We start from the raw sequence: 25,103 nt of genomic DNA, 5'->3' as shown, positions 1-25,103 counted from the left end.
ATTACCCACTGATTAAGCCATTGCTTGCTTGTACAGTTCAATGATTCGCTCTGCAGACCCCACTTCTCTGAGCCTATGATTTTCGATCCAGATGACTCTGTCGCAGATTTTTTCAACGTCACTCATATTGTGGCTAACAAACAATATTGTCACGCCTCTTTTCTTAAAATCTCTTATGGTCTGAATACATTTTGCCTGAAAAGCGATATCACCTACTGCCAGAACTTCATCAATAATTAAAATATCCGGTTCAACCTGACTGATGACCGAAAAACCTAACTTAGCTAGCATTCCGCTTGAGTACACTCTGATTGGCTCGTCTATGAATTCTCCCAGTTCCGAAAATTCAATAATACGTTCCATACGTTGCTGGACCTCTTTACGCCGAAGGCCCAGCAGAGTAGCATTCAGGTAAATATTCTCACGCCCGGTAAGTTCCGGATGAAAGCCTCCGCCGAGTTCAAGCATCGATGCCACCCGTCCTTCAGTGGTGACGGTTCCCTTAGTTGGCTTAATCACGCCGGCAACCAGGCCAAGAGAGGTACTCTTTCCTGCCCCATTACGTCCAATCAGAGCAACAGCCTCACCTTTGCCAACTGTAAAGGATACGTCTTCGATAGCTAAATATTTCCGCCCCTTCAGCAATTGAAAAGCGCGTTTCGGATGGAAAATTAAATCTTTGATTCCTGAGCCAATATGATGGTACAGAGGATACTCTTTTGTAACATGACTGAAGTTAATAACTGGGTGCATTACAAGATCTCTGCAAATCGATATTTTAATTTATTGAAAATAGACAAACCGACAACCGTCAAAATGATTCCCGTAAAATAGAGTATAGAAATATACTCATAATTAAGAGTCCCATTCATGAATAAATCACGCCAACTAAGAATCATACTCGCTAGCGGATTGTAGGTAATTATCCAGCTAAATTTTTCCGGAATCATATCAGACGCATATAAAATCGGCGTACAATAAAACATCAGCATAATCCCCAGACTGACAAAGCGCTCCAGGTCACGGAAAAACAGGTTCAGCGTTGAAAAGATGATTGAAACACCAAAGGTGAAAATCACCTGGCCAATAGCAATGAGAGGTATACCCCAAACCCAGGACAAGGACGGCGTCATGCCATAAACAAAAAGAAAGACAACAATAACCGGGATGGTACAAAGAAAATGCAACCCTTCCATCATTACATTACTTAGCGGAATCACGGACCGGGGAAAAACTGTCTTCTTGATAATTTGAGCGTTAGCGATGAATGAAAATAATGAGTTAGTGGCCGAACTGGCAAACCATTGCCACGGAAACAAGCCGGTAATGAGGAAAACGGTATAATTTGGAATTTGTACTCTCATTACCAGCTTAAATATAAAATAATAAATCATGGCAAAAAGCAATGGATTTGCTACTGACCATAAATAGCCTAGCATGCTGCTCTTATAGCGCACTTTTAGATCTTTATTTGTTATGACAACAAGTAAATCAAATAAATACCCTAAATTGTACTTCATCTTTATACTCATAAATTATTCTGCAAATATCCACTGAATGAGTTAGTCATACCAGGTCTACCTCGCCGATCCTGTCAGGCTCAACAATCGAGAAACTGACTGCTTTGTGCTGCGGGCAAAGTTTATCAGGTCAGCTGCCATTCATCGACTGCAACCAATGATTTGAACGGAAGCGCAAGCGACACCCCAGCCATAAAACGATAAAAACCCTTTTAATTCAATAAATTAAAAAATCACCTTATGTTTTCTTCCACGCTACCGCCATTGGCTATCGCAACCAAAATGCGTGATCCACCGAGTTTTTAGCACTCACATCCGTTCAAACCGCACTGCAGATGGCATTACTGTTCAGTACAGCCATGCATCTCGTTACCTTAGCTACAAAAAGGCTTTACTCTGGCGTTTCCCTTCTCCGTTAGCTATCAGGACTTTCTCATTTCCGCAAGCAGCATGCCTGGCGTAGCACTCCCCTCACCTGCTCATCACGCCCTTACATTCAAAAGAACCATCTAAGGACAGCATGAAATTCTGAAATAATTTCTTGCATATTAATAACAACTTTTGGTGATGATTTATCAAGCAATACCTAAGTCTGCCAAATAGAACGGCAGCGTATTATAACTCTGCAAGTAAGGAATTAAAGTAAAAATCCGGTGCATTGCTTTCTCAATGTAAAAATGGACACACTTTAGACGATATGATGGCATTATCGCTAAATGAGCTCTCGGGAAACAAACACACCGGGCAAACCAAAGTAACAATCTTTACTCTACGAGGCCAGACCGCGTCTAAAACCTAGCAATACTCGATAAAACCGAAACAAACATATAACCCATTGTTTATATTGGTTTTTATAGTGCTTTTCATCTTCTGAATGGCTTAATACCTTTCACGAATGATAATTAATTACATGGCATTTACTCTCAGACGCCGCTGTTTACAGTTACTTGCATATCTTGTCATGGCAAAGCAAGTGATCCCAACCGCAAGCCAGTGTAAAATCGGCACTTATGTAGAACGGGATATCCACACCCCGGAGGAAAAATATGAAGTTTTTGGTCACTGGTGCCGCAGGTTTTATCGGCTTCCATATCGCGCAGCGCCTGCTGAATGAAGGGCATGATGTTGTCGGAATCGACAACATGAACGACTATTATGACGTCAGCCTGAAGCAGGCCCGTCTGGATCGCCTGGCATCTCCGGCATTCCATTTCCAGCAGCTGGATCTGGCCGACCGTGAAGGTATGGCAAAGCTGTTCGCCACAGAGCAATTTGACCGCGTGATCCACCTGGCCGCCCAGGCCGGGGTGCGCTACTCGCTGGAAAACCCGTATGCCTACGCAGACGCTAACCTGATGGGGTACCTGAACATTCTGGAAGGCTGCCGTCATACCAAGGTGAAACACCTGGTGTACGCCTCCTCCAGCTCGGTTTACGGCCTTAACCGTAAAATGCCGTTCTCCACCGAAGATTCCGTCGATCATCCGGTCTCCCTGTATGCCGCCACCAAGAAAGCCAATGAGCTGATGGCGCATACCTATTCCCACCTGTACGGCATCCCGACCACCGGGCTGCGCTTCTTTACGGTTTATGGTCCGTGGGGTCGCCCGGATATGGCGCTGTTCAAGTTCACGAAAGCGATGCTGGAAGGAAAAAGTATCGACGTTTACAACTACGGCAAAATGAAGCGCGACTTCACCTATATCGACGACATCGTCGAGGCGGTGGTTCGGGTGCAGGATGTAATCCCGCAGGCCAATGCCGACTGGACCGTTGAGAGCGGTTCCCCGGCAACCAGTTCCGCGCCGTATCGGGTATATAACATTGGCAACAGCTCACCAGTGGAACTGATGGACTACATCACCGCTCTGGAAGAAGCGCTTGGAATGGAAGCGCAGAAGAATATGATGCCGATTCAGCCGGGCGATGTGCTGGACACCAGCGCAGACACCCAACCGCTGTATGACCTGGTGGGCTTTAGGCCGCAAACGTCAGTGAAGGAAGGCGTGAAGAACTTCGTGGAGTGGTACAAGGATTACTATCAGATCTAGTCCCCCTGCCCTGCCGCAATCGTCAGATTGCGGCACCTCTTCTATGGAACCTCCGTTATCCGGGCTATATGTCGACTGAATGCACATTCATTGTTTTATATATAATATTTTGTGCTATAGACGGTATTTTTGCCTTTTTACTCGCACGCCTGAAACCAGTTTCATCCAGCCTTTTTCAGAAAAGCAAATATCCGCACGCCAGGCACTCAAACTTTCCTGATATCCAAACCAATTTGGTTAGCGAAAACAGCATTATATGCTGATAGATAAAAAACATTACTCTCTGTAGGAATTTTCCTAAATCCAGGATATGTTAGAGCAAGCCATGCAACAGCACAAAACTGATGTATTGCTTATCAAACTAATAATTCAATCAACATACGCCCTGTGGTAGATATTATGGAAAACCTATTTTTCTTAGTGGTCGCTGCCATACTACTTGCTGTTTCCGTTTATTTCTTAATTTCTTATTTAAAAGACAGAAAGAAAACGAAACTGACGTTTAATAAACGCAAGTGGTAAGGCCCGCTTCATATTGCAATTAGATTAAGATAATATTAAGAGATAAAAAAATGATATGACAGAATGACTATTCATTCTGCGTTTTGGCATGGCCTTAAGGCAAGAAAAAATAACGCTACTCGCGCCCTGTCCCTCGTTTTTTCATAGGACATAAATAACAAAAGCCTGCGTTGCAGGCTTTGTTTTACCTCCCGGCGCTTATCTCCGGCATCTACATCACAGTGACGGTAGCTCTTCACAAGGTAAGTTTAACTTATCGGACCTGTTTTCAACCCGCAACGGCTTTTGAGCAGGATCGTAATGTCCATCACAATTTATTGAGCTTAATCTGAATGTTCGAGAAATACGCGTAGTGAGGGATATAGCGGGGAGATAAAGAAGAACACTGGCGGCAGGGAACCGCCAGTGTCAGACAGGCAGAATTAATCGTTACCAAACAGATCGCGGGTGTAGACCTTGTCCGCCACATCCGCCAACTCTTCCGCCATACGGTTAGAAATGATCACATCAGCTTCTTGCTTGAAGGCATTCAGGTCGCGCACGACACGGGAGTTGAAGAACTCATCTTCCTGCATCACCGGTTCATAGATAATAACCGGAATACCTTTCGCCTTGATGCGCTTCATAATGCCCTGAATAGAAGAGGCGCGGAAGTTGTCCGAACCACTCTTCATGATCAGGCGATACACACCCACTACTTTCGGCTTACGAGCGAGAATAGAATCCGCGATAAAGTCTTTACGGGTACGGTTGGCATCGACGATAGCCGCGATGATATTGTTCGGGACCGATTCGTAGTTCGCCAGCAGCTGCTTGGTATCTTTTGGCAGGCAGTAGCCGCCGTAGCCAAAGGACGGGTTGTTATAATGGTTGCCGATACGCGGATCCAGGCATACCCCTTCGATAATCTGCTTGCTGTTCAGCCCCTGGCTTTCAGCATAGCTGTCGAGCTCGTTGAAATAGGCAACGCGCAGCGCCAGATAGGTGTTAGCGAACAGTTTGATCGCTTCCGCTTCGGTAGAGTCGGTAAACAGGGTCGGGATATCCTGCTTGATCGCGCCTTCTTTCAGCAGATCAGCGAAACGTTCGGCACGCGCGGAGCGCTCACCGATGACAATACGCGACGGATGTAGGTTGTCGTACAGCGCACGTCCTTCACGCAAGAACTCAGGAGAGAAAATAACATTATCAATCCCTAAACGTTCTTTGATGTCGCGGGTGAACCCCACCGGGATGGTCGATTTAATGATCATTACCGCGTTCGGGTTGATCTCTGTGACATCGCGAATAACCGCTTCCACCGTAGAGGTGTTGAAGTAGTTAGTTTTGGGATCGTAATCGGTCGGCGTCGCAATGATCACGTAGTCGGCATTGCGGTACGCGTCGTGCTTATCCGTGGTGGCACGGAAATTTAACGGTTTTTCTGCCAGATATTCCTGAATCTCTTTATCGACAATCGGAGAGATCTTCTGGTTAAGCATATCCACTTTGGCCTGTACGATATCCAGGGCCACCACTTCGTGGTTTTGCGCGATCAGGACACCGTTCGATAAACCAACATAACCTGTACCGGAAATAGTAATTTTCATGAGATTACACTTTAATCAGTTAACTGGATAATGGCGGATAGCCACGAAATTAAATAATTCTGTGGGCGGTTTTACGCTTTGACCAGTGGGATGTCAAGAATAAGCCATAAGGTCAAAAATACGATTAAAATCTTACCCTATGGCTTCCATTATGGATAATGCATTACTTGAGAAGAGCTAAAATCTCTTCGGTTTTTGCATTCATTAACGCAGTATCCGCTCTGGACTCAACGTTCAGACGCACCACCGGCTCGGTATTGGACGTGCGCAGGTTAAAGCGCCACTCAGGGTATTCAATACTGATACCGTCCGTTGTGTCGATGTGTGCGGCCGCCGGCTCATACTGCGCCCGGATGCGCGCTATCGCCTCCGCTGCATTTCCCAGCTTGCGGTTGATCTCCCCCGACGCCGGGAACGCCGCCTGGCGGTCCGCCACCAGCGATTTCAGCGAGCTGTTCTTCAGGCACAGCAGCTCCGCCACCAGCAGCCACGGGATCATCCCGCTGTCGCAGTAGGCGAAGTCGCGGAAGTAATGGTGCGCGCTCATCTCCCCGCCGTAGATGGCGTCTTCCTGGCGCATCCGCTCCTTGATGAACGCATGCCCGGTCTTCGACATCACCGGCTGGCCGCCGCTGCGGGTCACGATGTCCACCGTGTTCCATGTCAGACGCGGGTCGTGAATGATTTTCGCTCCCGGCTGCTTCTGCAGGAACGCTTCCGCCAGCAGGCCGACAATGTAGTACCCCTCGATAAACGACGCCTCGTCATCGAACAGGAAGCAGCGGTCGAAGTCGCCGTCAAAGGCGATCCCCATGTCCGCCTGATGCGCACGCACCGCGTCGGCGGTGTCCTGGCGGCACTCCGGCAGCAGCGGGTTCGGGATACCGTTCGGGAAATGGCCGTCCGGTTGGTGATGCACCTTGATAAAGGTCACCGGCGCCCCAGCCGCCGCGAAGCGTTTCTCCACCTCATCAATCACGTGCCCCGCCGCCCCGTTGCCGGAGTTCACCACCAGCTTCAGCGGACGGGTGAAGTTCGCCAGGTCCACGTAGCCCATCAGGTGGTCGACGTACTCCTTCAGCACCGATATCTGACGCAGGGTCCCGCGACGCGCCGGGTCCACCGGCGGGAACTGGTTCTCCTCCGCCAGGCGCTGGATATCCCGCAGCCCGGTGTCGCCGCTGATGGGCTTCGCGTTCTCGCGCACCAGCTTCATGCCGTTGTAGTTCATCGGGTTATGGCTCGCCGTCACCTCGATACCGCCATCCACCCCGAGGTGGAAAGTGGCGAAGTAAATCTCTTCCGTGCCGCTCAGGCCGATATCCAGCACGTCGGTGCCGGCGTCCATCAGCCCGCGGGCCAGCGCCAGCTTCAGCGACTCGCTGGTGAGGCGCACATCGCCCCCCACCACTATCTTCCCGGGTTTCAGAAATTCGCCGTAGGCGCGGCCGATACGGTAGGCGATGTCCTCGTTCAGCTCCTCGCCCAGTTCACCACGGATGTCATAAGCCTTAAAGCATGTTAACTGTGTCATTCTGCGTTTTGTCCCGAAAAAATTAGCAACGACCATACTGGTCTTTAATACGAATAATGTCGTCCTCGCCGAGGTACGACCCCGACTGGATCTCCAGCACTTCCAGCGGAATGCGGCCCGGGTTTTCCAGGCTGTGCTCGGCGCCAATCGGAATAAAGGTGGACTGGTTCTCGGTCAGCAGGAACTGCTTGCCGTTGACGGTCACCTGGCCGGTGCCGGCGAGAATGACCCAGTGCTCGGCGCGGTGGTGATGCATCTGCATCGAGAAGGCGCCGCCCGGTTTCACCGTAATGCGGTTAACGTTGAAGCGCGGGGTCTGGACCACCACGTCGCAGCGGCCCCAGGGACGGTAAATCTCGCGGTGGCGCTTGTACTCGCTGCGCTGGTTCTGCTTGAGAAACTCGACCGCCTTCTTCACGTCCTGGGAACGCTCGCGGTTCATCACCAGCACGGCGTCCTTGGTGCTGATAATCACCAGATTCTCCACGCCGATGGCCGCCACCAGCTTCTCGTCGCTGTTGATGTAGCAGTTTTCGCTGTTGTGCACCCACGCGTCGCCGCTGAGGACGTTACCCTGCCCGTCTTTCGGGCTGACCTCCCACAGGGCGGACCAGGAGCCGACGTCGCTCCAGTCGGCATCAAGACCGACCACCACCGCGTCGGCGGTTTTCTCCATCACCGCGTAGTCCACAGACTCGTCCGGACACTCGCAGAAAATGTCATGCGGGATGCTGATGAAGTCGCTGCCGTTATCGGCGGCATTGACCGCGGCCTGGCAGGCTTCGAGGATATCCGGGCGGAATTTGGCCAGCTCGGAAAGGTATTTTTTGGCGCGGAACATAAACATGCCGCTGTTCCAGTAGTACTCCCCGGAGGCGAGGTAAGCCTCGGCGCGCTCGCGGTCCGGCTTCTCCACGAAGCGGGCCACCTGGTACGGAGTATGGGCGCTGTCGGTGAGGGCCACGCCGCGCTGGATGTAGCCGTAGCCGGTTTCCGGGGCGTTCGGCACGATACCGAAGGTGACCAGATGGCCTTCATCGGCATACTGCTCGGCGACGCGGATGGCGTCGTGGAAGACCGGCTGGTTATTGATGATATGGTCGGCGGCGAGGACCAGCATCAGCGGGTCGTCGCCGTGGCGGGTGGCCTGGAGGGCCGCCAGGGCGATGGCCGGGGCGGTGTTGCGCCCGACCGGCTCAAGAATAATGTTGTTGGACAGCTTGTTGAGCTGGCGCAGCTGTTCGGCCACCAGGAAGCGGTGCTCTTCGTTACAGATGACCATCGGTTCATGGATTTCAAGGCCCGAGAGTCGGGTGATGGTTTCCTGTAGCATGGAGTTCTGCCCGAACAGGCGGAGGAACTGTTTCGGATAAAGCTCGCGAGACATCGGCCAGAGACGACTGCCGGTACCACCAGCCATTATCACAGGAAGCAACATATTAATATCCTTTAATTAAGACCCTGTTATTAAACACCCAGATATATTCTGAGGCCAGAAGCAGCTTATTATAGATGTACAGAAGTATAAATATGGCAAATTCTTAAAAGATCAGCACTTGGTTATTAGAGCTGAAAATAATGAGGACGTGCAAATAAGATGACTTTGATCAGTTTATTGTAGAAAAAAAATAGATAACAGTCAGGCTAATTGGCCTGACTGTAGTATATAAAGATTATTCCAACCACTCGGTATGGAATATACCTTCTTTATCAGTACGCTTATAGGTGTGCGCACCAAAGTAATCACGCTGCGCCTGAATCAGGTTAGCTGGCAGAACTGCGGAACGGTAACTGTCGTAGTAGGCAATTGCGGCAGAGAACGTCGGTACCGGAATACCATTCTGCACGGCATAAGCCACCACATCACGCAGCGCTTGCTGATAGTCATCAGCGATCTGTTTGAAGTATGGCGCCAGCAGAAGGTTAGCAATGCCAGCGTTTTGCGCATAAGCATCAGTGATCTTTTGCAGGAACTGCGCACGAATGATGCAGCCAGCACGGAAAATCTTAGCGATCTCGCCGTAGTTAAGATCCCAGTTGTATTCATCAGAAGCAGCACGCAGCTGGGAGAAGCCCTGAGCATAGGAGACGATTTTACCGAGGTACAACGCGCGACGCACTTTTTCGATAAATTCAGCTTTATCACCGGCCGGCTGGGCCTGCGGACCACTCAGCACTTTCGACGCGGCTACACGCTGGTCTTTAAGCGAAGAAATATAGCGAGCAAATACGGACTCGGTTATCAGAGACAGAGGTTCGCCGAGATCCAGTGAGCTCTGGCTGGTCCACTTACCGGTACCTTTGTTTGCTGCTTCATCAAGAATGACATCAACGAGGTACTTACCTTCTTCATCCTTCTTGGTGAAGATATCTTTGGTAATGTCGATCAGGTAGCTGCTTAGCTCACCTTCGTTCCATTCGGTGAAGGTTTGCGCCAGCTCTTCGTTGGAAAGTGCCAGACCGCCTTTCAAAAGCGCATAAGCTTCAGCAATCAGCTGCATGTCACCATACTCAATGCCGTTATGAACCATCTTCACATAATGGCCTGCACCGTCAGCACCGATATAGGTGACACATGGCTCACCGTCTTCAGCAACCGCAGCAATCTGCTTCAGAATCGGAGCAACTAACTCATAGGCTTCTTTCTGCCCACCAGGCATGATGGAAGGCCCTTTCAGAGCCCCTTCTTCACCACCGGAAACACCGGTACCGATAAAGTTAAAACCTTCGGCAGATAGCTCACGGTTACGACGGATGGTGTCCTGGAAGAAGGTGTTGCCGCCATCAATGATGATGTCGCCTTTATCGAGGTAAGGCTTCAGGGAATCGATGGCGCTGTCGGTGCCAGCCCCGGCCTTCACCATCAACAGGATACGGCGTGGTGTTTCGAGGGATTCAACAAACTCTTGTACTGTATAGTAAGGAACCAGCTTCTTGCCTGGATTTTCGGCAATAACTTCTTCGGTCTTTTCACGGGAGCGGTTGAAAACGGAGACGGTATAACCGCGGCTTTCGATGTTCAGCGCAAGGTTACGCCCCATCACAGCCATACCGACAACCCCGATCTGTTGCTTGGACATTACATACTCCTGTCTGGTGTGGTCACTGCGACACGTTCGCAGCTGAAATGTGATGATAATGTTAGCCCAAAGTACATAGAGCTCATAGTGAAAATTTGTTAACTAGCACAACATATAAATTTTGGACTATAAATGCACAATGCTTATCTTAAGCAGCATCTTATCAATAAGCAGATTTGTTAATAAATCCTTTAAAAACAGTAAGGAATATTATTTTTAGATCTAACCAAATGCTCCAACCTCTGATATATAACAAATCATATTCGATTCTTTTTTCCATTTTTTCTAAAGTATCAGTTTCACCACGCCAACCATTAATTTGTGCTAAGCCTGTGATACCTGGCTTAACCTTATGACGAAGCATATACCCCTGAATTAAGGACCGATATTGCTCATTATGAGAAACTGCATGTGGTCGAGGTCCTACAACGGACATCTGTCCAAAAAGTACATTAAAGAACTGCGGAAGTTCGTCTAAGGAAGTGCTGCGTAAAAACTTGCCGACTTTAGTCACGCGGATATCATTTTTTGTAGCCTGAATAACTTTATCGTCGTTTTCCATAACAGTCATCGAGCGAAATTTCCAGACTTTAATAGGTTTCCCGTCCATACCATAACGCACTTGCCGAAAAATGACAGGGCCCTTCGAGGTCGTTTTAACAGCAGTAGCAATAACAAGAAGAATTGGTGATATCAGAATAAGAATCAAAGATGATACAATAATATCCTCCAAACGTTTAAACACCATATTGATCCCATTCAGCGGTGAATCAAACAAAGGAACAACTGGCACTCCATTTATTTCTTCAGTACGTGACTGAAGAATATTAAAAGTAAAGATATCAGGAATTAACAATACGGAACAAGTAGTATCAGTTAATTGTCTCACAATGTCCTTAATTTTGGATTCATCATGCATGCTCATCGCGATGTAAATACGATCGATTTTTCCATCACGAGCTTCCTGAATAAGCTTGTCTATATTGCCAGCATAAGGTACATTGTCATATTCGGAAGTATCGAGTTGAATGTTATCATAAACACCTTTTACAACAAAACCTAACCATGGTTCTTCAATAAAACTTTTTAATAAATTAATACCCGCAGGTAAAGAACCAACAACTGCAACCTTCCTGGTGTTGTAACCAAACTTGCGAAGCAAACCAGAAATAAGTCTAATGATAGAGCGACAAACAAGAAAACCAATATCAACTAATAGATACCATTGAAAGAAAAAAAAGAAACGCGTATCAATTGAAGAATCGAGGGACAAAAGACCAAGAGCAATTAATAAACTAAGCGTCCAATTTTTAAGTATTAAAATATACTCAGTAGAAAAAGCAACTCCGCGCCATGAGCGATAGAAATCAGTTATGCCCCTATCATCTGAAAAATAACCAGAGATAGCAATGACATCAAAGCATGTCGGTATTCAAACGAGACTGAATTCATAACGCAAACTAAATACAATCCCAAAAAAATTATGACCACATCGGAGAAGCGTTGAGCCATTGAAATCAAGGAAGCATTCGCATTCGAGCGAGTCCGATGATACAAGGTTGCCATGAAGATTTCCTTAAAATATTGAACCTTATGAAATAATAATTTGCAATAGAAATCCTGAAGTTCAGTAGATTAAAGATATATTAGTTCATTAATCTCGAACTCTTTCACCTATATTATTAAAAATATAAACGTCAACAAGAGAAAAAGAAAGGCCTATAACATTAAGTTAAGAAACATCAATATTCTTAATTAAATAGTTAAACGAACCTAAAATAGGCCTAGATAATGGTTGACGTTGTAAAAATAGGGAATCCATTCCACCTAACGTAATCTAATTGCTAATCCCTTGTTGATATAAATTTTAGTTTTGTATATCTACTATAAAATTTGAAAGTACATTATTCATATCAAGTGATGCGTTGGCATATTCAATTGCTATATTGTTTTGCCGAGGCATCAACAAACACTGTTCAATACCAGATATAAGGGCATCAACAGATTCAGGTTCTACACATTGCGCTATACCTGGGTTATTTTTGCATAACTGACCAAGTTCAGTATTTTCTTCTGCCGTAATGACTGAATTACCGCCTACGGCGAGAATATTCGTAAGCTTGGATGGCAAAACAGCATCAGCTGCACCTTTCTTTTGAACAACAAGATGACAATCAGCAAGATTTAATAATGCTGGTAATAGATCATAAGGCTGTAGAGGTTTAAAAATGACATTATCCAAATTCAGGTCCGAGCTCATTTTTTTTAAATTTTCTTTACCACCTCCTTGACCAACAAACAAGAATACATAATTTTTCATTGCCAACTTTTGTGCAGCAGCGATGACAATCTCAAGTCCTTGTTTTTCACCAATATTGCCAGAGTAAAGTATAACTTTTCTGTCATCGGCTATTCCAAACTCTTCTTTCAGCATGACTGATTGGTCACTTTTAACATTTTTAAACCTTTCAAGCTCAGACCAGTTAGGGAAAAAAATTAGATTTTTTCGCGGCACTCCTTTACCAGAGGCATTCAATAACATCGTTTTAGATATAGTGGATACTTTGTCTGCAGACGTTAAACACCATTTTTCAAACTTTTTGGCAAATTTCGCAAACACACCTTTCTTTGCCATCCCTAGGCCGAGCATAGCATCGACCTCGAAATCTTGTATATGAATTATTACTTTAGCACGCGTTAGTTTTCTTAATAACAGGGCTCCCGGCACACAGAATAATGTGGGGACAATACAAATAACATAATCGGGTTTCCAACGTGCTTGCATTAAAAGAGGGAAAAGAGAACTAAATGCAAAACTAGACAAATGCAATAAACGCTTTATCGTTGAAGGTTTATTAGGAACATAAAGTGGACATCTATATACTACTTCAGGAAATTTTTCTTTAGCGTATTTCCATCCAGAATAATTATCAGCAACCTTCCAGGCAGGATAATATGGTGGAGCAGTAATGACCCTAACGTCAAGACCATTTTCAACAAACCACTTCACCATTTCACCACTATACTTGCCAATACCAGTTAATTCAGGACGATAATTGATTCCATATACAAGTAATTTCATACCTAAAAGTCCTAAGAAACATCCATAAAATAAGCTTTAGTATTAAAATGCACTAAATCATTATTAAGGATTTCATCCGCACTCATCCAGAGATATTCATTATGCTGTTCATGCGGAAATACTAAGCCATTGGATAAAATAGATATTTTATAAGCCAATACTATATAGTGAGTACTAAATTCACTATTAAAGTAATTATCATCATAGAAATGTTCAAAAACACCGAGAAAAGTGGCTTCATTTCTCAGCATCTCAATGCCAATTTCATTTTGAATTAATCTGGTGAAGCCATTATTTAATGTCTCATTTTTTTGTATGCGACCTCCAGGAACAAACCAAAAGCCCCTTGCGGGGCGGTTGTTTCTTTTACCAACTAAATACTCACCTTTCTCATTTTGTATGATCAAATCAATTGAGATTAGCGGCGTATTCTTTATTACATTTTTAAATGCATCATCATCTAAAAACATATTAACTCCGGAAGCTTTGCTGATTCTTTAAAAACCACTCATAAGTCCGAGTTAAACCTGCCTCAAGCTTAATTTGATACTTCCAACCTAAGCCTTCCAATCTCGAAACATCTAATAATTTTCTTGGAGTGCCATCAGGTTTGGTTGAATCAAAAACTACCTCTCCGCGATAACCAACCACTTTTGATATGGTTTCGGCTAATTCCCTAATAGAACAATCAACTCCAGTACCAACGTTAATATGTGACAACATTGGTTGTGTTTGCTCCTGCCAAATAGATTTATCAAGGTCCATGACATAAATAGATGCAGCAGCCATGTCATCAACATGTAGAAACTCACGCATCGGCGTTCCACTACCCCAAACAACGACTTGTGGTAGTCCTTCTAACTTTGCCTCATGAAAGCGCCGCAATAATGCAGGAATTACATGCGAGTTAGAAGGATGGAAATTATCATTTTCTCCATATAAATTAGTTGGCATTACTGAACGATAATCTCTATTATGTTGCCGATTATAAGACTCGCAGAGTTTTATACCGGCAATTTTTGCTATAGCATACGGCTCATTTGTAGATTCAAGTGTTCCTTGCAGTAATTCAGACTCGCTTATCGGTTGCTTAGCAAATTTAGGGTATATACATGATGAGCCTAAAAACATTATTTTATTTACATCATTAACATGTGCAGCATGTATGATGTTTGCTTCAATAAGAATATTTTCATAAATAAAATCAGCTGGATAAGTGTTATTCGCGACTATTCCGCCAACTTTTGCAGCAGCTAAATATACTTCATTAATACGCTCATTAGCGAAAAAATGATTTACGTCTTGAGCATTAAGCAGGTTGAGCTCCTGACGTGAACGCAGTACGAGTTCAATGTCGTCTCTATTTTTCAATTGTCTTACGATTGCTGAACCAACCATACCATTATGCCCAGCAACAAAAACTCTCTTCTTAATAGTCATTTCTTTACTCCAGAGAAATTGAAACCTCGTAACCATGTGATTTGAGAAGAGAATGCTTTTTAGCTGCCTCAAGATCCTTTCTTACCATTTCGACAACCATTTCTTGTAATGTTGTTTCAGGTTTCCATCCTAATTTATCGTGGGCTTTCGAAGGGTCTCCAAGCAAGGTTTCCACTTCAGCAGGACGGAAATATCGTGGATCAACAGCTACAATTATATCACCTACTTTAACTGCAGGTGCGTCTTCACCAGAAACACTTTCTACAATCCCCACTTCATCAACGCCATGCCCCTCAAAACGCAATTTAATACCCAACTCTGATGCAGCAAAATCTACGAATTGACGTACAGAGTATTGGACGCCGGTCGCAATAACATAATCTTCCGGTTGTTCTTGTTGAAGCATTAGCCATTGCATTTTAACGTAATCTTTCGCATGACCCCAATCTCGCAAAGAATCCATGTTACCAAGATAAAGACATTTTTCTAATCCTTGAGCAATATTGGAAAGCCCACGTGTAATTTTTCTTGTTACAAACGTTTCACCACGGCGTGGCGATTCATGGTTAAACAGAATACCATTACACGCGTACATTCCATATGACTCACGATAGTTAACAGTAATCCAATATGCATAAAGCTTGGCAACTGCGTACGGAGAACGCGGATAGAATGGAGTTGTCTCTTTTTGCGGAATTTCCTGCACTAAACCATAAAGTTCAGAAGTTGATGCTTGATAGAAACGAGTTTTCTTCTCTAGTCCCAGAAAACGAATAGCCTCTAAAAGACGTAATGTGCCAATAGCATCGACGTCCGCTGTGTATTCAGGAGATTCGAAAGACACAGCGACATGACTCATAGCCCCCAAGTTATACACTTCATCGGGTTGAATCTCGGAGATCAAACGAGTTAAGTTTGATGTGTCTGATAAATCACCATAGTGTAAATGAAATTTTGGGTTTGATGAATGTGGATCTTGATAAATATGATCTACGCGATCAGTGTTAAAAGAAGAAGAACGTCTTTTAATCCCGTGAACTTCATATCCCTTTTCTAACAGAAATTCTGCGAGATATGAACCATCTTGCCCAGTGATACCGGTAATCAGAGCTTTTTTTACATTAGTCATTTCTTGTTTCCTATTAATTATAATCAATAACGATTTCTTAATACTTTTGCAGGTACCCCACCTACTACAGAATTAGGTGGGACATCTTTATTAACAAATGAACAGGCTGCAACAATAGCACCTTTCCCTATCGTGACATTTCCCAAAATAACCGAACCAAATCCGATAAAATTATCTCCTTCCAGTACTATAGTGGCAGGCTTGTTTCTTCCAGAGAAATATGCTGAAGATGACTCATTGAATAAATCATGGTCGTTACCAATAAATGATACACGTGAGGATATTAAACTATCATTTCCAATAGTCAGATTCACTTGTGAAATAAAATCAGCACCAATAGATACGTTATCACCCATTTTTACAAAATTAGGGATATAAACATTTGCACCTGGGCCAACATAAGCATTTTTTCCCCGCGAAATTTTCCCTCTATTTTTAAATCTAATTAATTGAAATCTCCAATTTCTTATAAAGGATCTGATTAAGGAAACTAAAAAACTCCTTTGAACATCGGGATTATCTTGTTTGCGTGACACTTTCAATTACCCCATCAACCATAGTCTCAACTGAATACCTATGTTTACAATCATTAACTATTTTTTCTCCGTCAAACATATTATATTGACGCCCGTGAAAATACTTTAAGATTTCATCTGCTAATGACTGAGGATCATTCGTATTAAAGAATCCTCCATTCAACCCGGTCTGTAATGCCTCAAGTTCAGGAGAATGGTTTTCATCCTTTGAAACCAACATAGGCACACCAAATGAAAGACTTTGGGTTATTGAGAGACCAACATATCCCGGAGATATTGATACAAAGCTTTTTGAATAAATCTCCTTCAGTTTTGAATGATCTGCGATATGTCCGTAAAACATAACATTTTCATCGATGCCGAGATCACGCGATATTTTTTTTAATTCATTCGATTGTTCGCCATCGCCAACAATATGAAAAACAATACTCGGTTCGACTTTACAAACTAACGGAATTGCTTTAATTAACACATCAACTTTTTTACTTGAAACTAAACGTCCTACATATATTACACCAGTGGATTTAGAGGACAAAACATTCATCATGTCATTTCTGTAATAAAGAGAGTTTGGAGCAACAAAAATTTCATTCTCTTTTTTACATTTTTCGCCATAAGCATTAAGTAATTCTTGTTTCTGATTATTGGTATACAATAATAATGAGCTTGACGCTTTTCTCATTAAGTTTCTAATCTTTTCTGTTTTGCTTTCTTTACCTTTCCTTGCCCAAACATGCCCCCAAAAGACTGTTTTTTTATTAAGAATTTTACGTAAACACAAAACAAGCCAAACTGAAAGGATTCTAGGATTAAGTTCACATATAAGAATATCAGCTTTAAGGACAGTCCTCCAAGGAAGGTGTTGAAATGCCAATTTTCTTTTAAAGAAAAAAGAATTTTTTATTACCGTTGTTTCATCTAGCGAGAGGACAAGTTTGCTTGTTTTGGTGGATTCTTCAAAATACTCTTCACCAACTACGATTTTAAATTGCATATCACGATCATTCATTACATCAACAAGATGACGAATAAACTGATTTCTATAATCTGCAATGGCCATTTGCGTTAGTACAATTAGCATTGTTCTTCCTCTATTATTTTAAATCTTTTTGCATTAAAAATTATTCTGTCCCTTTTCTAAATTACCATATGTAATGAAAATTAATGCAATCGAAGTGAAGAGTGCTTTATGCATCCAAAACGATAAGCTTACAAGTGAAACAAAAAATAAGAAAATGAACATTGCCGCTACTACAGGAGTTTTGACATCCCCTTTATTTGTAATAATGCTATAAAAACAACTTCCTATAAGTACTACGGTTAATAATATGCCAACAATTCCCGTTTCTGCTGCAGATTCGAAGAATATATTATGAGGGTACATGTTGAATCTTTGAATGAATATTCCCACTCCCTCTCCAAGTATTGGATGCTCATAAAACGTGGCTATTGCATGATGCCAAGCATCAATTCGTTCACTTTCGGACTGGCCATATTGCTCCGTTGCAATATGACCGAAAGTTGAAAATAAACGAGCTACTAATTCTGCATTATTGGTTATAATATACCCTATAAAAACTGCCATTCCACTTATAGCTAGTAACACTTTACCAAAATTCTTTCTTACAATAGAAAATTTATCTGACGATAAAAGAAGCAATAAAGCCAAAATAAATCCAATAACTACACTTCTCGTATTTGCGGCGAGAAATGCATAAACGATAGGAAGGAATGATATTAAATAAGGAATACTTTTTTTGCCCTTTTGAGTCATTATATAGTACACGTTCACAACAGCTGCCTGACCTAAAGTAATAGCAAGAGGTATAGTGCTTGAATCACCTACTGTAAGGCGCATTGTATATTGCGAAGAGCTATTATTTTGCATTAATGCTGTCACAGCAACAATAAAGCCAGTTATTAAAATTCCATGCATGTAATCATTAATAAACTTACCTTTATCTAAGTACAATACATAACTAAATCGTGCGAAGAAATAAAATGAAGCACCAAGGAAAAGATATCTTAACGAAAATTCTAGCCCTATGACTAAGTCATTTGAGAAAAAAGCAGATAATATATAGAGTAAAAAGAATCCAAATATTATTCCATCTGCGAATTTAAACCTAACTAATGAAACTTTATCTTTAAGAATGACTTTGCTGAAAATTGTGACAAAGCAAATTAACGGTCCTAACACATTAAATACAGGAGAATCAGAATCTCCGCCACTTATCATAGCATTAAATAAGTATGCATTTGATGCTAAAGCTAACCCAACCATCGGTCTAAGCCATGACAGACTTAGTACAGCAATGATGTAAAGAGCACCTGATATCATTGTTTTTCATCCCTTTATGAGATATTAAAATTCAAATAAAATCACACATTGCATCATTACCATTCCATTTATTTGAATTTAATAGTTGGGATTGAATTGCTCGTTCAAGTTCGTAACGGTTTACATCATCGTTTTCAATATTTACGATGATATGATCCATTTTAAGATCATTCAATACATGAAACACCTTAAAATTTTCATCCTTATCCCCTATGGCAATTGGATACGCTCCATATTCGAAAGCAAATAAGAGGCTATGCAATCTATTGGAAAGAATAATTTTTGTTTTTTTATAAATATCACCAAGAGCTTCGAAACTTGTTTTTGTTATATCATAATAATACTTTGTGACAATTAACCCATTTGCAACAAGTTCTTTTTCAATTAAATTGTTAAATACTATATCAGTTTGAACCTGTGTTACATTGTTTACAATTTTAATACTATTCTTTGTAGCTACGTCTAGTATTGCCGATGCTATCTTTTTCGCTTGTAACTCAGGTGGCAGATTAGATTGCTTATACGGACGAAATGAATAACTTATTGTATCTCTTTTTTCATCTAAATATTTCTCTCTATTTTTTAAAATAGAGTAATAAGCTAAATCTGAAACTCTCTTATATTTTTTAAATGAGTTACCCTCCACAAACTTCAATGAATAATCTTCTCGAACACCATATATATAAGATTTAGCACTAATATTCATTTCCGCTTTTAAAAAAGAACCACTTAGTGGGCCTACAGAAACACCTGTCTTAATAATCTTCACACCTATGAAGTGCAATACATTGACATAACTTATTTTTAAAAGCGCCTTGATGCCGGTTCCATATTCCTTGCTACCCCCAAACAGATGCCCCGGTTTATATATAAAGGCAACATCTCTATTTAATAGACGATAAACTAAAGGCATCAGGGCAAATTTAACTTTGCTAATTCCGACACAGTTATCATTTTTAATGATATCGACAAATCCTTTAGGGATGTCTTCTGTTAGCAAAAAAATAGTACCTTTTTTACTTAATATATCTAATAGATTTTTTGCAATTAATGCATCGCCAAGATTTTCGTATTGTGTTGTTGGTTTATAAAATAAAAACATATTAAATTTCTCGTTCCCGTAAATAGTTTTTATTGAGACTAATTAATAACAACCATAATGCTATGACCATTTCTGTTATACAAAATGCCAGAACATATGCCCAGGTTAATGAATCCGTTAAAACTGATAGCAACCAAAACAAAGCAGTTGTCAAAATTGCATTTAACATTATTATCTTAGCATATTTTTGATGCCTTTCAGTCGATAATAAAGAGACACTATTATAATATGAAATAGCGATCAACAATGAATGCAACGATACAACTAAATAAAGAATATAATCTTGCTTCGTTGCTACATCCTTCAATTGAAACCATTGACAGAAATAGTCATAACCAAATACAAGAATAACACTTGCCATAAATAATATGGCAAAATTCACAACATTAATCTTTAAAAACACCCTATTGAATTCTTTATATTTCTCTTCTGCCCATAACCTCGAAAGTTCAGCCCAGATACTTTTACCTAATAATGAGGAGAACATTACCATAAAACGAGATGTATTTCGTATAACAGTAACAAAAGCTAAAACCGCCGGACCGTAAAATGATGATATAATAACTGAACTACCCTGAAGAAATACAGCTTGACTGAAAGGTATTCCTGCATATGGAATAGATTGCTTAATAAAAGTAAAAAACTGTCCTAATGAAACTTTTGCATTAAATATTTCAATCTTAATAAATTTTAATTGTTTTATCAAAAGGCTTATCATAATAGTTATAACTATTAATCTCGCGAGTAAATAAGCAATAGATGCTTCAACGATATCTCCACCTGTTATTAATACTATACATACAAAGGCTATTTCTAAAAAGCGTGTAAATTGTGCCAATGCATTATATATATGATATCTTTCTGTTGCACGTCCAAGCGAGCATAATATTTGAGAGCATAGTATCATGCCTGCATGTAGAGTCATAAATAAAACGGAATAGGTTATTAAATTTACATCAGAATCGGCTATACCTAAAAAACTTCTTAAATCAAAAAAAAACTGTCCTATTCCAAAAACCAAAATGATACTTAATAATAAAAATATCAAAAAAACACTTAGTTTTATTACATGAGCAGCTGCATTATATTCTTTTTTTATTATCGCTACACTGATTGCGTTTCCTGCATGGCTTGCAATACCTACATCTGTAGTTAATAATAAATTAGGTATCGTCCTAATTAATATCCACTCACCAAACTTAGCCAATCCCCATGAATGAATAAATAATGGTACTATAAGTAGTTTTTCTATAACATTAATCGCAAGGCCAAATCCTTGTGATAATAGCATGCTTAGTATTCTTTTATTCACACCCAGTCCTTAAGTAAATTAAATTTACCCGGGTTTGTATTAAACCCGGGAAATTAATTTAGCTTATCTATTCTTTCGATTTATACTCGTATTCATAATACGCATATTCACCATATTTATTACTAGCTTTTCTGGTCACAGCATTTAATATTACGCCTTTAACTATAACACCGCTATGTTCCAATCTATTTTTAGCAACATCGATTTCTTTGACAGTGTTTTTTTCAAAGCGAGCAACTAATAATGTGGTTCCTACATGGCGACCAATTATTGCAGCATCGGTCACTGCTAAAATTGGCGGAGTGTCTACTAATACAAGATCATACTTTCCACTTGCCCACTCAAGGAACTTTTCAATGCGACTCCCCATTAATAGCTCCGCTGGATTTGGTGGTATTTCACCACGACCAATGTAATCTAAGCCAGCTATATCAGTATGAACAACAGCCTTCTCGTAATCTACCCTACCTGTGAGTATCTCTGACAAGCCATTGTTGGGCAAACCGCCAAAGTAGTGATGCATATATCCTCGTCGCATATCTGCATCAATTAATAAAACTTTTTGTCCTGCCTGAGCAACTACCCCTGCAAGGTTAGTACTGACGAAGGTTTTGCCTATTTCAGGACTTGGACCTGATATCATTAAAATATTATTTTTCGCTTCTAACATTGCGAAATATAAACGCGTCCGTAACCCTCTAATAGCTTCAATAGCTAAATCTGCACCATTCTCCTTAATTAATACATCAAATTTTTTCTTATCCTTTTTCCTGCTGTTGTTTACATTTTTCAACTGCCAGTCAGATAAAGGGATACTCGCGTACACATTCAAACCATTTTCTTCAAGTTGTTCGGCACTTTGAACACCTTTATGGAACGCAACCTTAACTATGACATACATCAAGGACAGCATTGTTCCAAACACCGTTAGAACGACTATTACAAGCAGCTTTTTAGGTTTGATTGGATCGGGCTGTGTTACGGCATTATCAATTATTCGAACATTACCCACTGTACTTGCTTTAGTAATGCTCAATTCTTGTTCTTTGTTTAATAGTTGTAAATAGACATCTTGCCCAACCTGGACATCACGAGTTAAACGTAATACTTCTTGTTGTGTTTCTGGAAGATTATTAATCTTTTTCTTAAGATTATTTTTTTCTTCTTCCAGAGTTTTTCTTTTTTCTAAAAGAGCTCTATATGTTGGATGCTCTTTTGTATATAGTTTGGATACTTCGGCCTCAGAAAATGTTAGTTGATTAATCTGCGCATCTAATTGAACCATTGTATCCAGAAGAGATTTTGCCTCCATAGTTAAATCAACAGAACTATTTTGCTGTCTGTAATAATTTAGCTTATTTTCTGCAGCATTAAGCTCATTTTTTACATCAGGGATTTTTCGATCCAAAAAGTTTAAACTTTTTGCTGCCTCTTCCGATTTTCTCTCAATATTCTGTAACAAATAATTATCAGTAATACTTTGAAGTATCGTCTTTATTTTTTCAGGATCATTTCCTGTTAATGATAGCGACAATACACCTGTATCTTTTCCAGTATCTGCGACAGTGAATGCGTCATTAAGATCACTGAGTACTTGAAGAGTATCTTTGCGTTTTATACTAAATTCAGTACCTGGCGGAGACTCAATTTGCGTCAGCAATATTTCGAATCCATTTTTCGATACGGGCTCATTAACTTGACCTTTCAATTCGCCGGCATCATCAAGATTAATGGTATAGCTGTCTTTACCAGTTATTTTGATTGTAAACTTCGTGTCTAACGCATCATGAGGGACATTAAAATATTTTACATTTATTTTACTGCCGTCATCACCACGTATTTTCTTTAAAAACTGACCTATAATAGGCGTAGTTTTCTCTTCAATTACTACGCTCAGATTTAAATCATTGATAGTTTTACCAAGCACCATCCTAGATTTAATTAGTTCAATTTCAGCTGCTGATTGAGGCGGTGTTGTTGGAAGAACGTCAGAAAGGCTCGATAAAAAATTATTTCCTGCATTTTGTTCAACCTGCACTAATGAATCTGCTTCATATACGGGTGGAGCTAAAAATGCATATAAAAAACCTAGCCCCATAAAAAAGAAAGTTACAGAAATTATCAATCCTTTATGATCAATAACTTCACCAATTAAACGACCTAGATCGATCCCGTCACTTTCTTGGCTTCCTGTAGACATTGAATTAAGTTTATCAGTCATCTGATACCCTGCACTATTTAATTAAGACGTCTGCCCATTTTTGAGCTGATTCGTCGAGAAGTTTATATACAGATTCGAACGCTTCTTTACTTTTCATATATGGATCGGCTATTTCTCGTTGCCCTATCCAATGTCCGAATAACATAGTTTTGCCACGTAATTCCGGAGCTAGTTTACATATTAGGTCTATATGTTTTTTTTCCATAACAAGTATTAAATCATATTCTTTACAAATATCTTTAGTTACTTGTCTTGCAATGTGTTGATCAAGATCTAAATTGTTCTCAAAGGCGACCTTTTTTGCTGTAGCGTCCGCTGGATGGTTAACTAAAGCACCGAGTCCTGCAGAACCGATCTTGAAATCTTTCAGTCTTTTTTTCAGCAACATTTCGCCAGTTGGTGATCTGCAAACATTTCCAATACAAACAACTAAAACTGATTTAAACATATGGTTACCAGTTCCTTACATATCTCGCGGCTTCTGTCATATCATGTACCCCGGTAATAGTTGGAACCAATTGAGAGACTACACGGTTCCAACGTACTACTGGAGCAGCTGTAACGTAAACAATGTCGTAAGGTTGTAAAGCAAATTCGGTGCTTAGTACCATGGCAGATGCATCTTTCGCATTCAATTGGTAAACATTAGCGATTTTACCTTGCTTATCACCTTTGAGCTGTCTTATTACAAATACACCTGTCGCATCACTCAATGCTTGTGACATTCCTTCAGCATTACCTATAGCTTCAGCTAACGTCATCCCACTGCGATCCATTTTCATGGTGCTTTGTTTACCTACCTCGCCCATGACAAACACTTTCAGATCATCATTTCGTGGTACAAATAAAATATCACCCGGATAAAGCAAGTGATTTTGTGTGAGATCACCTTTTTGCATTAAGGCATATAAGGAGATCTTAGTATCTTTACCGTTATGCGTGAGAACGACATTTCTCCAATCAGCGTCAGGAGCCAAGCCACCCGCGGCATTAATAGCATCCATTACAGTCAACGGGATATTAGTGATTGGTTGTTGACCAGATTTAACAACTTCACCTGTAACATAGGTTTTTTGCGATCTAAAAGATGCTATGCTTACATCAACCTGAGGGCTTTCAATATAAGTCGTTAATCTGCTGGCGATATCCTGGCGTACCTGACTGAGGGTTTTTCCAGCTACTTGCACCTTACCGACATAGGGGTAGAAAATAGTTCCGTCAGAATTAACCCAGTTACCAGTATCGCTCGCGCTACGGTACTGGCCTGCCGGAGTAGTCAATTCCGGGTGATCCCATACGGTTACCATAAGTACATCGCCAACCCCAATACGATATTCATAGCTACGCAATAAATTATCCAATTGCGGGTTTGGTCGTGCTAACACAGATTCAGGACGAAGCTGATCAATTAACCCAGGTGTCATAGGATAGACATTGACCAATTTATCCAGATCGTAATCGCTATCCGGTAGCTCAACCACGTTCTTACGTAAACTATTCAATCCCTGACCCGGGATAATGGTACAGCCCGATAAAAAGCCGATTACCAACGCTAATGCCGAAATTTTAACAATTTTTTTCTTCATAATGTCACATCATTAGTAAACCAAGATTGCCAATTCCTGAGCAGCTGTCATCGCCGTT

Annotated in this window: 20 protein-coding genes and 1 pseudogene; 2 read left to right on the top strand and 19 right to left on the bottom strand. The window is 41.4% G+C overall.

Going from position 1 to position 25,103, the window contains the following annotated elements; translation table 11 throughout:
- Positions 1-12 precede the first annotated feature (12 nt).
- Positions 13-753, bottom strand: coding sequence for an O-antigen export ABC transporter ATP-binding protein RfbB (gene rfbB, locus LPQ25_RS08410; RefSeq protein WP_004175264.1), 741 nt, complete (start codon positions 751-753; stop codon positions 13-15).
- Complete coding sequence (gene rfbA / locus LPQ25_RS08405) at positions 753-1,520, bottom strand: O-antigen export ABC transporter permease RfbA (protein ID WP_002912373.1); 768 nt, start codon at positions 1,518-1,520, stop codon at positions 753-755. Before rfbA ends, rfbB begins: the two co-directional genes overlap by 1 nt.
- A gap of 1,046 nt (positions 1,521-2,566) precedes the next feature.
- Here rfbA and LPQ25_RS08400 point away from each other — a divergent pair.
- Together LPQ25_RS08400 and LPQ25_RS08395 are read left to right on the top strand one after the other, a co-directional pair.
- The gene (locus tag LPQ25_RS08400) at positions 2,567-3,571 is read left to right on the top strand and encodes an NAD-dependent epimerase (protein WP_014907235.1); all 1,005 of its coding nucleotides are present in this window, start codon (positions 2,567-2,569) and stop codon (positions 3,569-3,571) included.
- 399 nt (positions 3,572-3,970) lie between these two features.
- The gene (locus LPQ25_RS08395; protein ID WP_004144151.1) at positions 3,971-4,093 is read left to right on the top strand and encodes a small membrane protein; all 123 of its coding nucleotides are present in this window, start codon (positions 3,971-3,973) and stop codon (positions 4,091-4,093) included.
- Between the two features lie 422 nt (positions 4,094-4,515).
- On the opposite strand, the gene ugd is transcribed toward LPQ25_RS08395, so the two are convergent.
- From ugd to LPQ25_RS08310, 17 genes and pseudogenes are all read right to left on the bottom strand, one after another.
- Positions 4,516-5,682, bottom strand: coding sequence for a UDP-glucose 6-dehydrogenase (gene ugd / locus LPQ25_RS08390; protein WP_004175261.1), 1,167 nt, complete (start codon positions 5,680-5,682; stop codon positions 4,516-4,518).
- Between the two features lie 163 nt (positions 5,683-5,845).
- Positions 5,846-7,216, bottom strand: coding sequence for an O9 family phosphomannomutase RfbK (gene rfbK, locus LPQ25_RS08385; protein ID WP_004899416.1), 1,371 nt, complete (start codon positions 7,214-7,216; stop codon positions 5,846-5,848).
- 22 nt (positions 7,217-7,238) lie between these two features.
- Positions 7,239-8,654 carry a mannose-1-phosphate guanylyltransferase/mannose-6-phosphate isomerase gene (locus LPQ25_RS08380; RefSeq protein ID WP_014907234.1) on the bottom strand — a complete coding sequence of 472 codons (1,416 nt, stop codon included), beginning with the start codon at positions 8,652-8,654 and terminating at the stop codon, positions 7,239-7,241.
- 235 nt (positions 8,655-8,889) lie between these two features.
- A complete protein-coding gene (gene gndA, locus LPQ25_RS08375) occupies positions 8,890-10,296 on the bottom strand; it encodes an NADP-dependent phosphogluconate dehydrogenase (protein WP_014907233.1) in 1,407 nt (468 codons plus the stop codon).
- Between the two features lie 163 nt (positions 10,297-10,459).
- A pseudogene (gene wcaJ, locus LPQ25_RS08370) lies at positions 10,460-11,862 on the bottom strand (undecaprenyl-phosphate glucose phosphotransferase).
- A 301-nt stretch (positions 11,863-12,163) separates the two neighbouring features.
- A complete protein-coding gene (locus tag LPQ25_RS08365) occupies positions 12,164-13,378 on the bottom strand; it encodes a glycosyltransferase WbuB (protein WP_015875022.1) in 1,215 nt (404 codons plus the stop codon).
- An 11-nt stretch (positions 13,379-13,389) separates the two neighbouring features.
- Positions 13,390-13,848, bottom strand: a complete 459-nt coding sequence (locus tag LPQ25_RS08360) for a GDP-mannose mannosyl hydrolase (RefSeq protein WP_014907229.1) — start codon at positions 13,846-13,848, stop codon at positions 13,390-13,392.
- Between the two features lies 1 nt (position 13,849).
- The gene (gene fcl, locus LPQ25_RS08355; RefSeq protein WP_014907228.1) at positions 13,850-14,818 is read right to left on the bottom strand and encodes a GDP-L-fucose synthase; all 969 of its coding nucleotides are present in this window, start codon (positions 14,816-14,818) and stop codon (positions 13,850-13,852) included.
- A 4-nt stretch (positions 14,819-14,822) separates the two neighbouring features.
- Positions 14,823-15,947: a GDP-mannose 4,6-dehydratase gene (gene gmd / locus LPQ25_RS08350; protein ID WP_014907227.1), complete on the bottom strand. Its 1,125-nt coding sequence runs from the start codon at positions 15,945-15,947 to the stop codon at positions 14,823-14,825.
- Between the two features lie 23 nt (positions 15,948-15,970).
- A complete protein-coding gene (locus LPQ25_RS08345) occupies positions 15,971-16,483 on the bottom strand; it encodes an acyltransferase (RefSeq protein WP_015875024.1) in 513 nt (170 codons plus the stop codon).
- Positions 16,464-17,564 (bottom strand): glycosyltransferase, encoded by a 1,101-nt coding sequence (locus LPQ25_RS08340; protein WP_014907226.1) that lies wholly within the window; start codon positions 17,562-17,564, stop codon positions 16,464-16,466. Before LPQ25_RS08340 ends, LPQ25_RS08345 begins: the two co-directional genes overlap by 20 nt.
- 33 nt (positions 17,565-17,597) lie before the next feature.
- A complete protein-coding gene (locus LPQ25_RS08335) occupies positions 17,598-18,824 on the bottom strand; it encodes an O-antigen ligase family protein (protein WP_015875025.1) in 1,227 nt (408 codons plus the stop codon).
- A 31-nt stretch (positions 18,825-18,855) separates the two neighbouring features.
- The gene (locus LPQ25_RS08330; protein WP_015875026.1) at positions 18,856-19,926 is read right to left on the bottom strand and encodes a polysaccharide pyruvyl transferase family protein; all 1,071 of its coding nucleotides are present in this window, start codon (positions 19,924-19,926) and stop codon (positions 18,856-18,858) included.
- Position 19,927: 1 nt separating this feature from the next.
- On the bottom strand, positions 19,928-21,238 hold the full coding sequence (locus LPQ25_RS08325) for a lipopolysaccharide biosynthesis protein (protein ID WP_234599508.1): 1,311 nt from the start codon (positions 21,236-21,238) through the stop codon (positions 19,928-19,930).
- Between the two features lie 67 nt (positions 21,239-21,305).
- Complete coding sequence (locus LPQ25_RS08320) at positions 21,306-23,459, bottom strand: polysaccharide biosynthesis tyrosine autokinase (RefSeq protein WP_015875028.1); 2,154 nt, start codon at positions 23,457-23,459, stop codon at positions 21,306-21,308.
- A 13-nt stretch (positions 23,460-23,472) separates the two neighbouring features.
- Positions 23,473-23,907 (bottom strand): arsenate reductase/protein-tyrosine-phosphatase family protein, encoded by a 435-nt coding sequence (locus tag LPQ25_RS08315; protein WP_015875029.1) that lies wholly within the window; start codon positions 23,905-23,907, stop codon positions 23,473-23,475.
- Between the two features lie 4 nt (positions 23,908-23,911).
- On the bottom strand, positions 23,912-25,045 hold the full coding sequence (locus tag LPQ25_RS08310) for a polysaccharide export protein (RefSeq protein WP_014907221.1): 1,134 nt from the start codon (positions 25,043-25,045) through the stop codon (positions 23,912-23,914).
- Between the last annotated feature and the right edge of the window lie 58 nt (positions 25,046-25,103).

Origin of the sequence: Klebsiella sp. KPN54798 (genome assembly GCF_021184225.1) — a bacterium.
Lineage (GTDB): Bacteria > Pseudomonadota > Gammaproteobacteria > Enterobacterales > Enterobacteriaceae > Klebsiella > Klebsiella pneumoniae.
Note: the sequence above shows the minus strand (reverse complement) of the source record. Positions and strands in the feature narration are given on the sequence as shown.

What these genes read in the sequence shown, in the direction of transcription:
- gmd (WP_014907227.1), bottom strand. Translation starts at nt 15,947, where the DNA reads ATGACTAATGTAAAAAAAGCTCTGATTACCGGTATCACTGGGCAAGAT.
- LPQ25_RS08360 (WP_014907229.1), bottom strand. Translation starts at nt 13,848, where the DNA reads ATGTTTTTAGATGATGATGCATTTAAAAATGTAATAAAGAATACGCCG.
- gndA (WP_014907233.1), bottom strand. Translation starts at nt 10,296, where the DNA reads ATGTCCAAGCAACAGATCGGGGTTGTCGGTATGGCTGTGATGGGGCGT.
- rfbA (WP_002912373.1), bottom strand. Translation starts at nt 1,520, where the DNA reads ATGAAGTACAATTTAGGGTATTTATTTGATTTACTTGTTGTCATAACA.
- LPQ25_RS08395 (WP_004144151.1), top strand. Translation starts at nt 3,971, where the DNA reads ATGGAAAACCTATTTTTCTTAGTGGTCGCTGCCATACTACTTGCTGTT.
- LPQ25_RS08320 (WP_015875028.1), bottom strand. Translation starts at nt 23,459, where the DNA reads ATGACTGATAAACTTAATTCAATGTCTACAGGAAGCCAAGAAAGTGAC.
- LPQ25_RS08310 (WP_014907221.1), bottom strand. Translation starts at nt 25,045, where the DNA reads ATGAAGAAAAAAATTGTTAAAATTTCGGCATTAGCGTTGGTAATCGGC.
- LPQ25_RS08365 (WP_015875022.1), bottom strand. Translation starts at nt 13,378, where the DNA reads ATGAAATTACTTGTATATGGAATCAATTATCGTCCTGAATTAACTGGT.
- LPQ25_RS08400 (WP_014907235.1), top strand. Translation starts at nt 2,567, where the DNA reads ATGAAGTTTTTGGTCACTGGTGCCGCAGGTTTTATCGGCTTCCATATC.
- ugd (WP_004175261.1), bottom strand. Translation starts at nt 5,682, where the DNA reads ATGAAAATTACTATTTCCGGTACAGGTTATGTTGGTTTATCGAACGGT.
- rfbK (WP_004899416.1), bottom strand. Translation starts at nt 7,216, where the DNA reads ATGACACAGTTAACATGCTTTAAGGCTTATGACATCCGTGGTGAACTG.
- rfbB (WP_004175264.1), bottom strand. Translation starts at nt 753, where the DNA reads ATGCACCCAGTTATTAACTTCAGTCATGTTACAAAAGAGTATCCTCTG.
- LPQ25_RS08340 (WP_014907226.1), bottom strand. Translation starts at nt 17,564, where the DNA reads ATGCTAATTGTACTAACGCAAATGGCCATTGCAGATTATAGAAATCAG.
- LPQ25_RS08330 (WP_015875026.1), bottom strand. Translation starts at nt 19,926, where the DNA reads ATGTTTTTATTTTATAAACCAACAACACAATACGAAAATCTTGGCGAT.
- LPQ25_RS08380 (WP_014907234.1), bottom strand. Translation starts at nt 8,654, where the DNA reads ATGTTGCTTCCTGTGATAATGGCTGGTGGTACCGGCAGTCGTCTCTGG.
- LPQ25_RS08335 (WP_015875025.1), bottom strand. Translation starts at nt 18,824, where the DNA reads ATGATATCAGGTGCTCTTTACATCATTGCTGTACTAAGTCTGTCATGG.
- LPQ25_RS08315 (WP_015875029.1), bottom strand. Translation starts at nt 23,907, where the DNA reads ATGTTTAAATCAGTTTTAGTTGTTTGTATTGGAAATGTTTGCAGATCA.
- fcl (WP_014907228.1), bottom strand. Translation starts at nt 14,818, where the DNA reads ATGACTATTAAGAAGAGAGTTTTTGTTGCTGGGCATAATGGTATGGTT.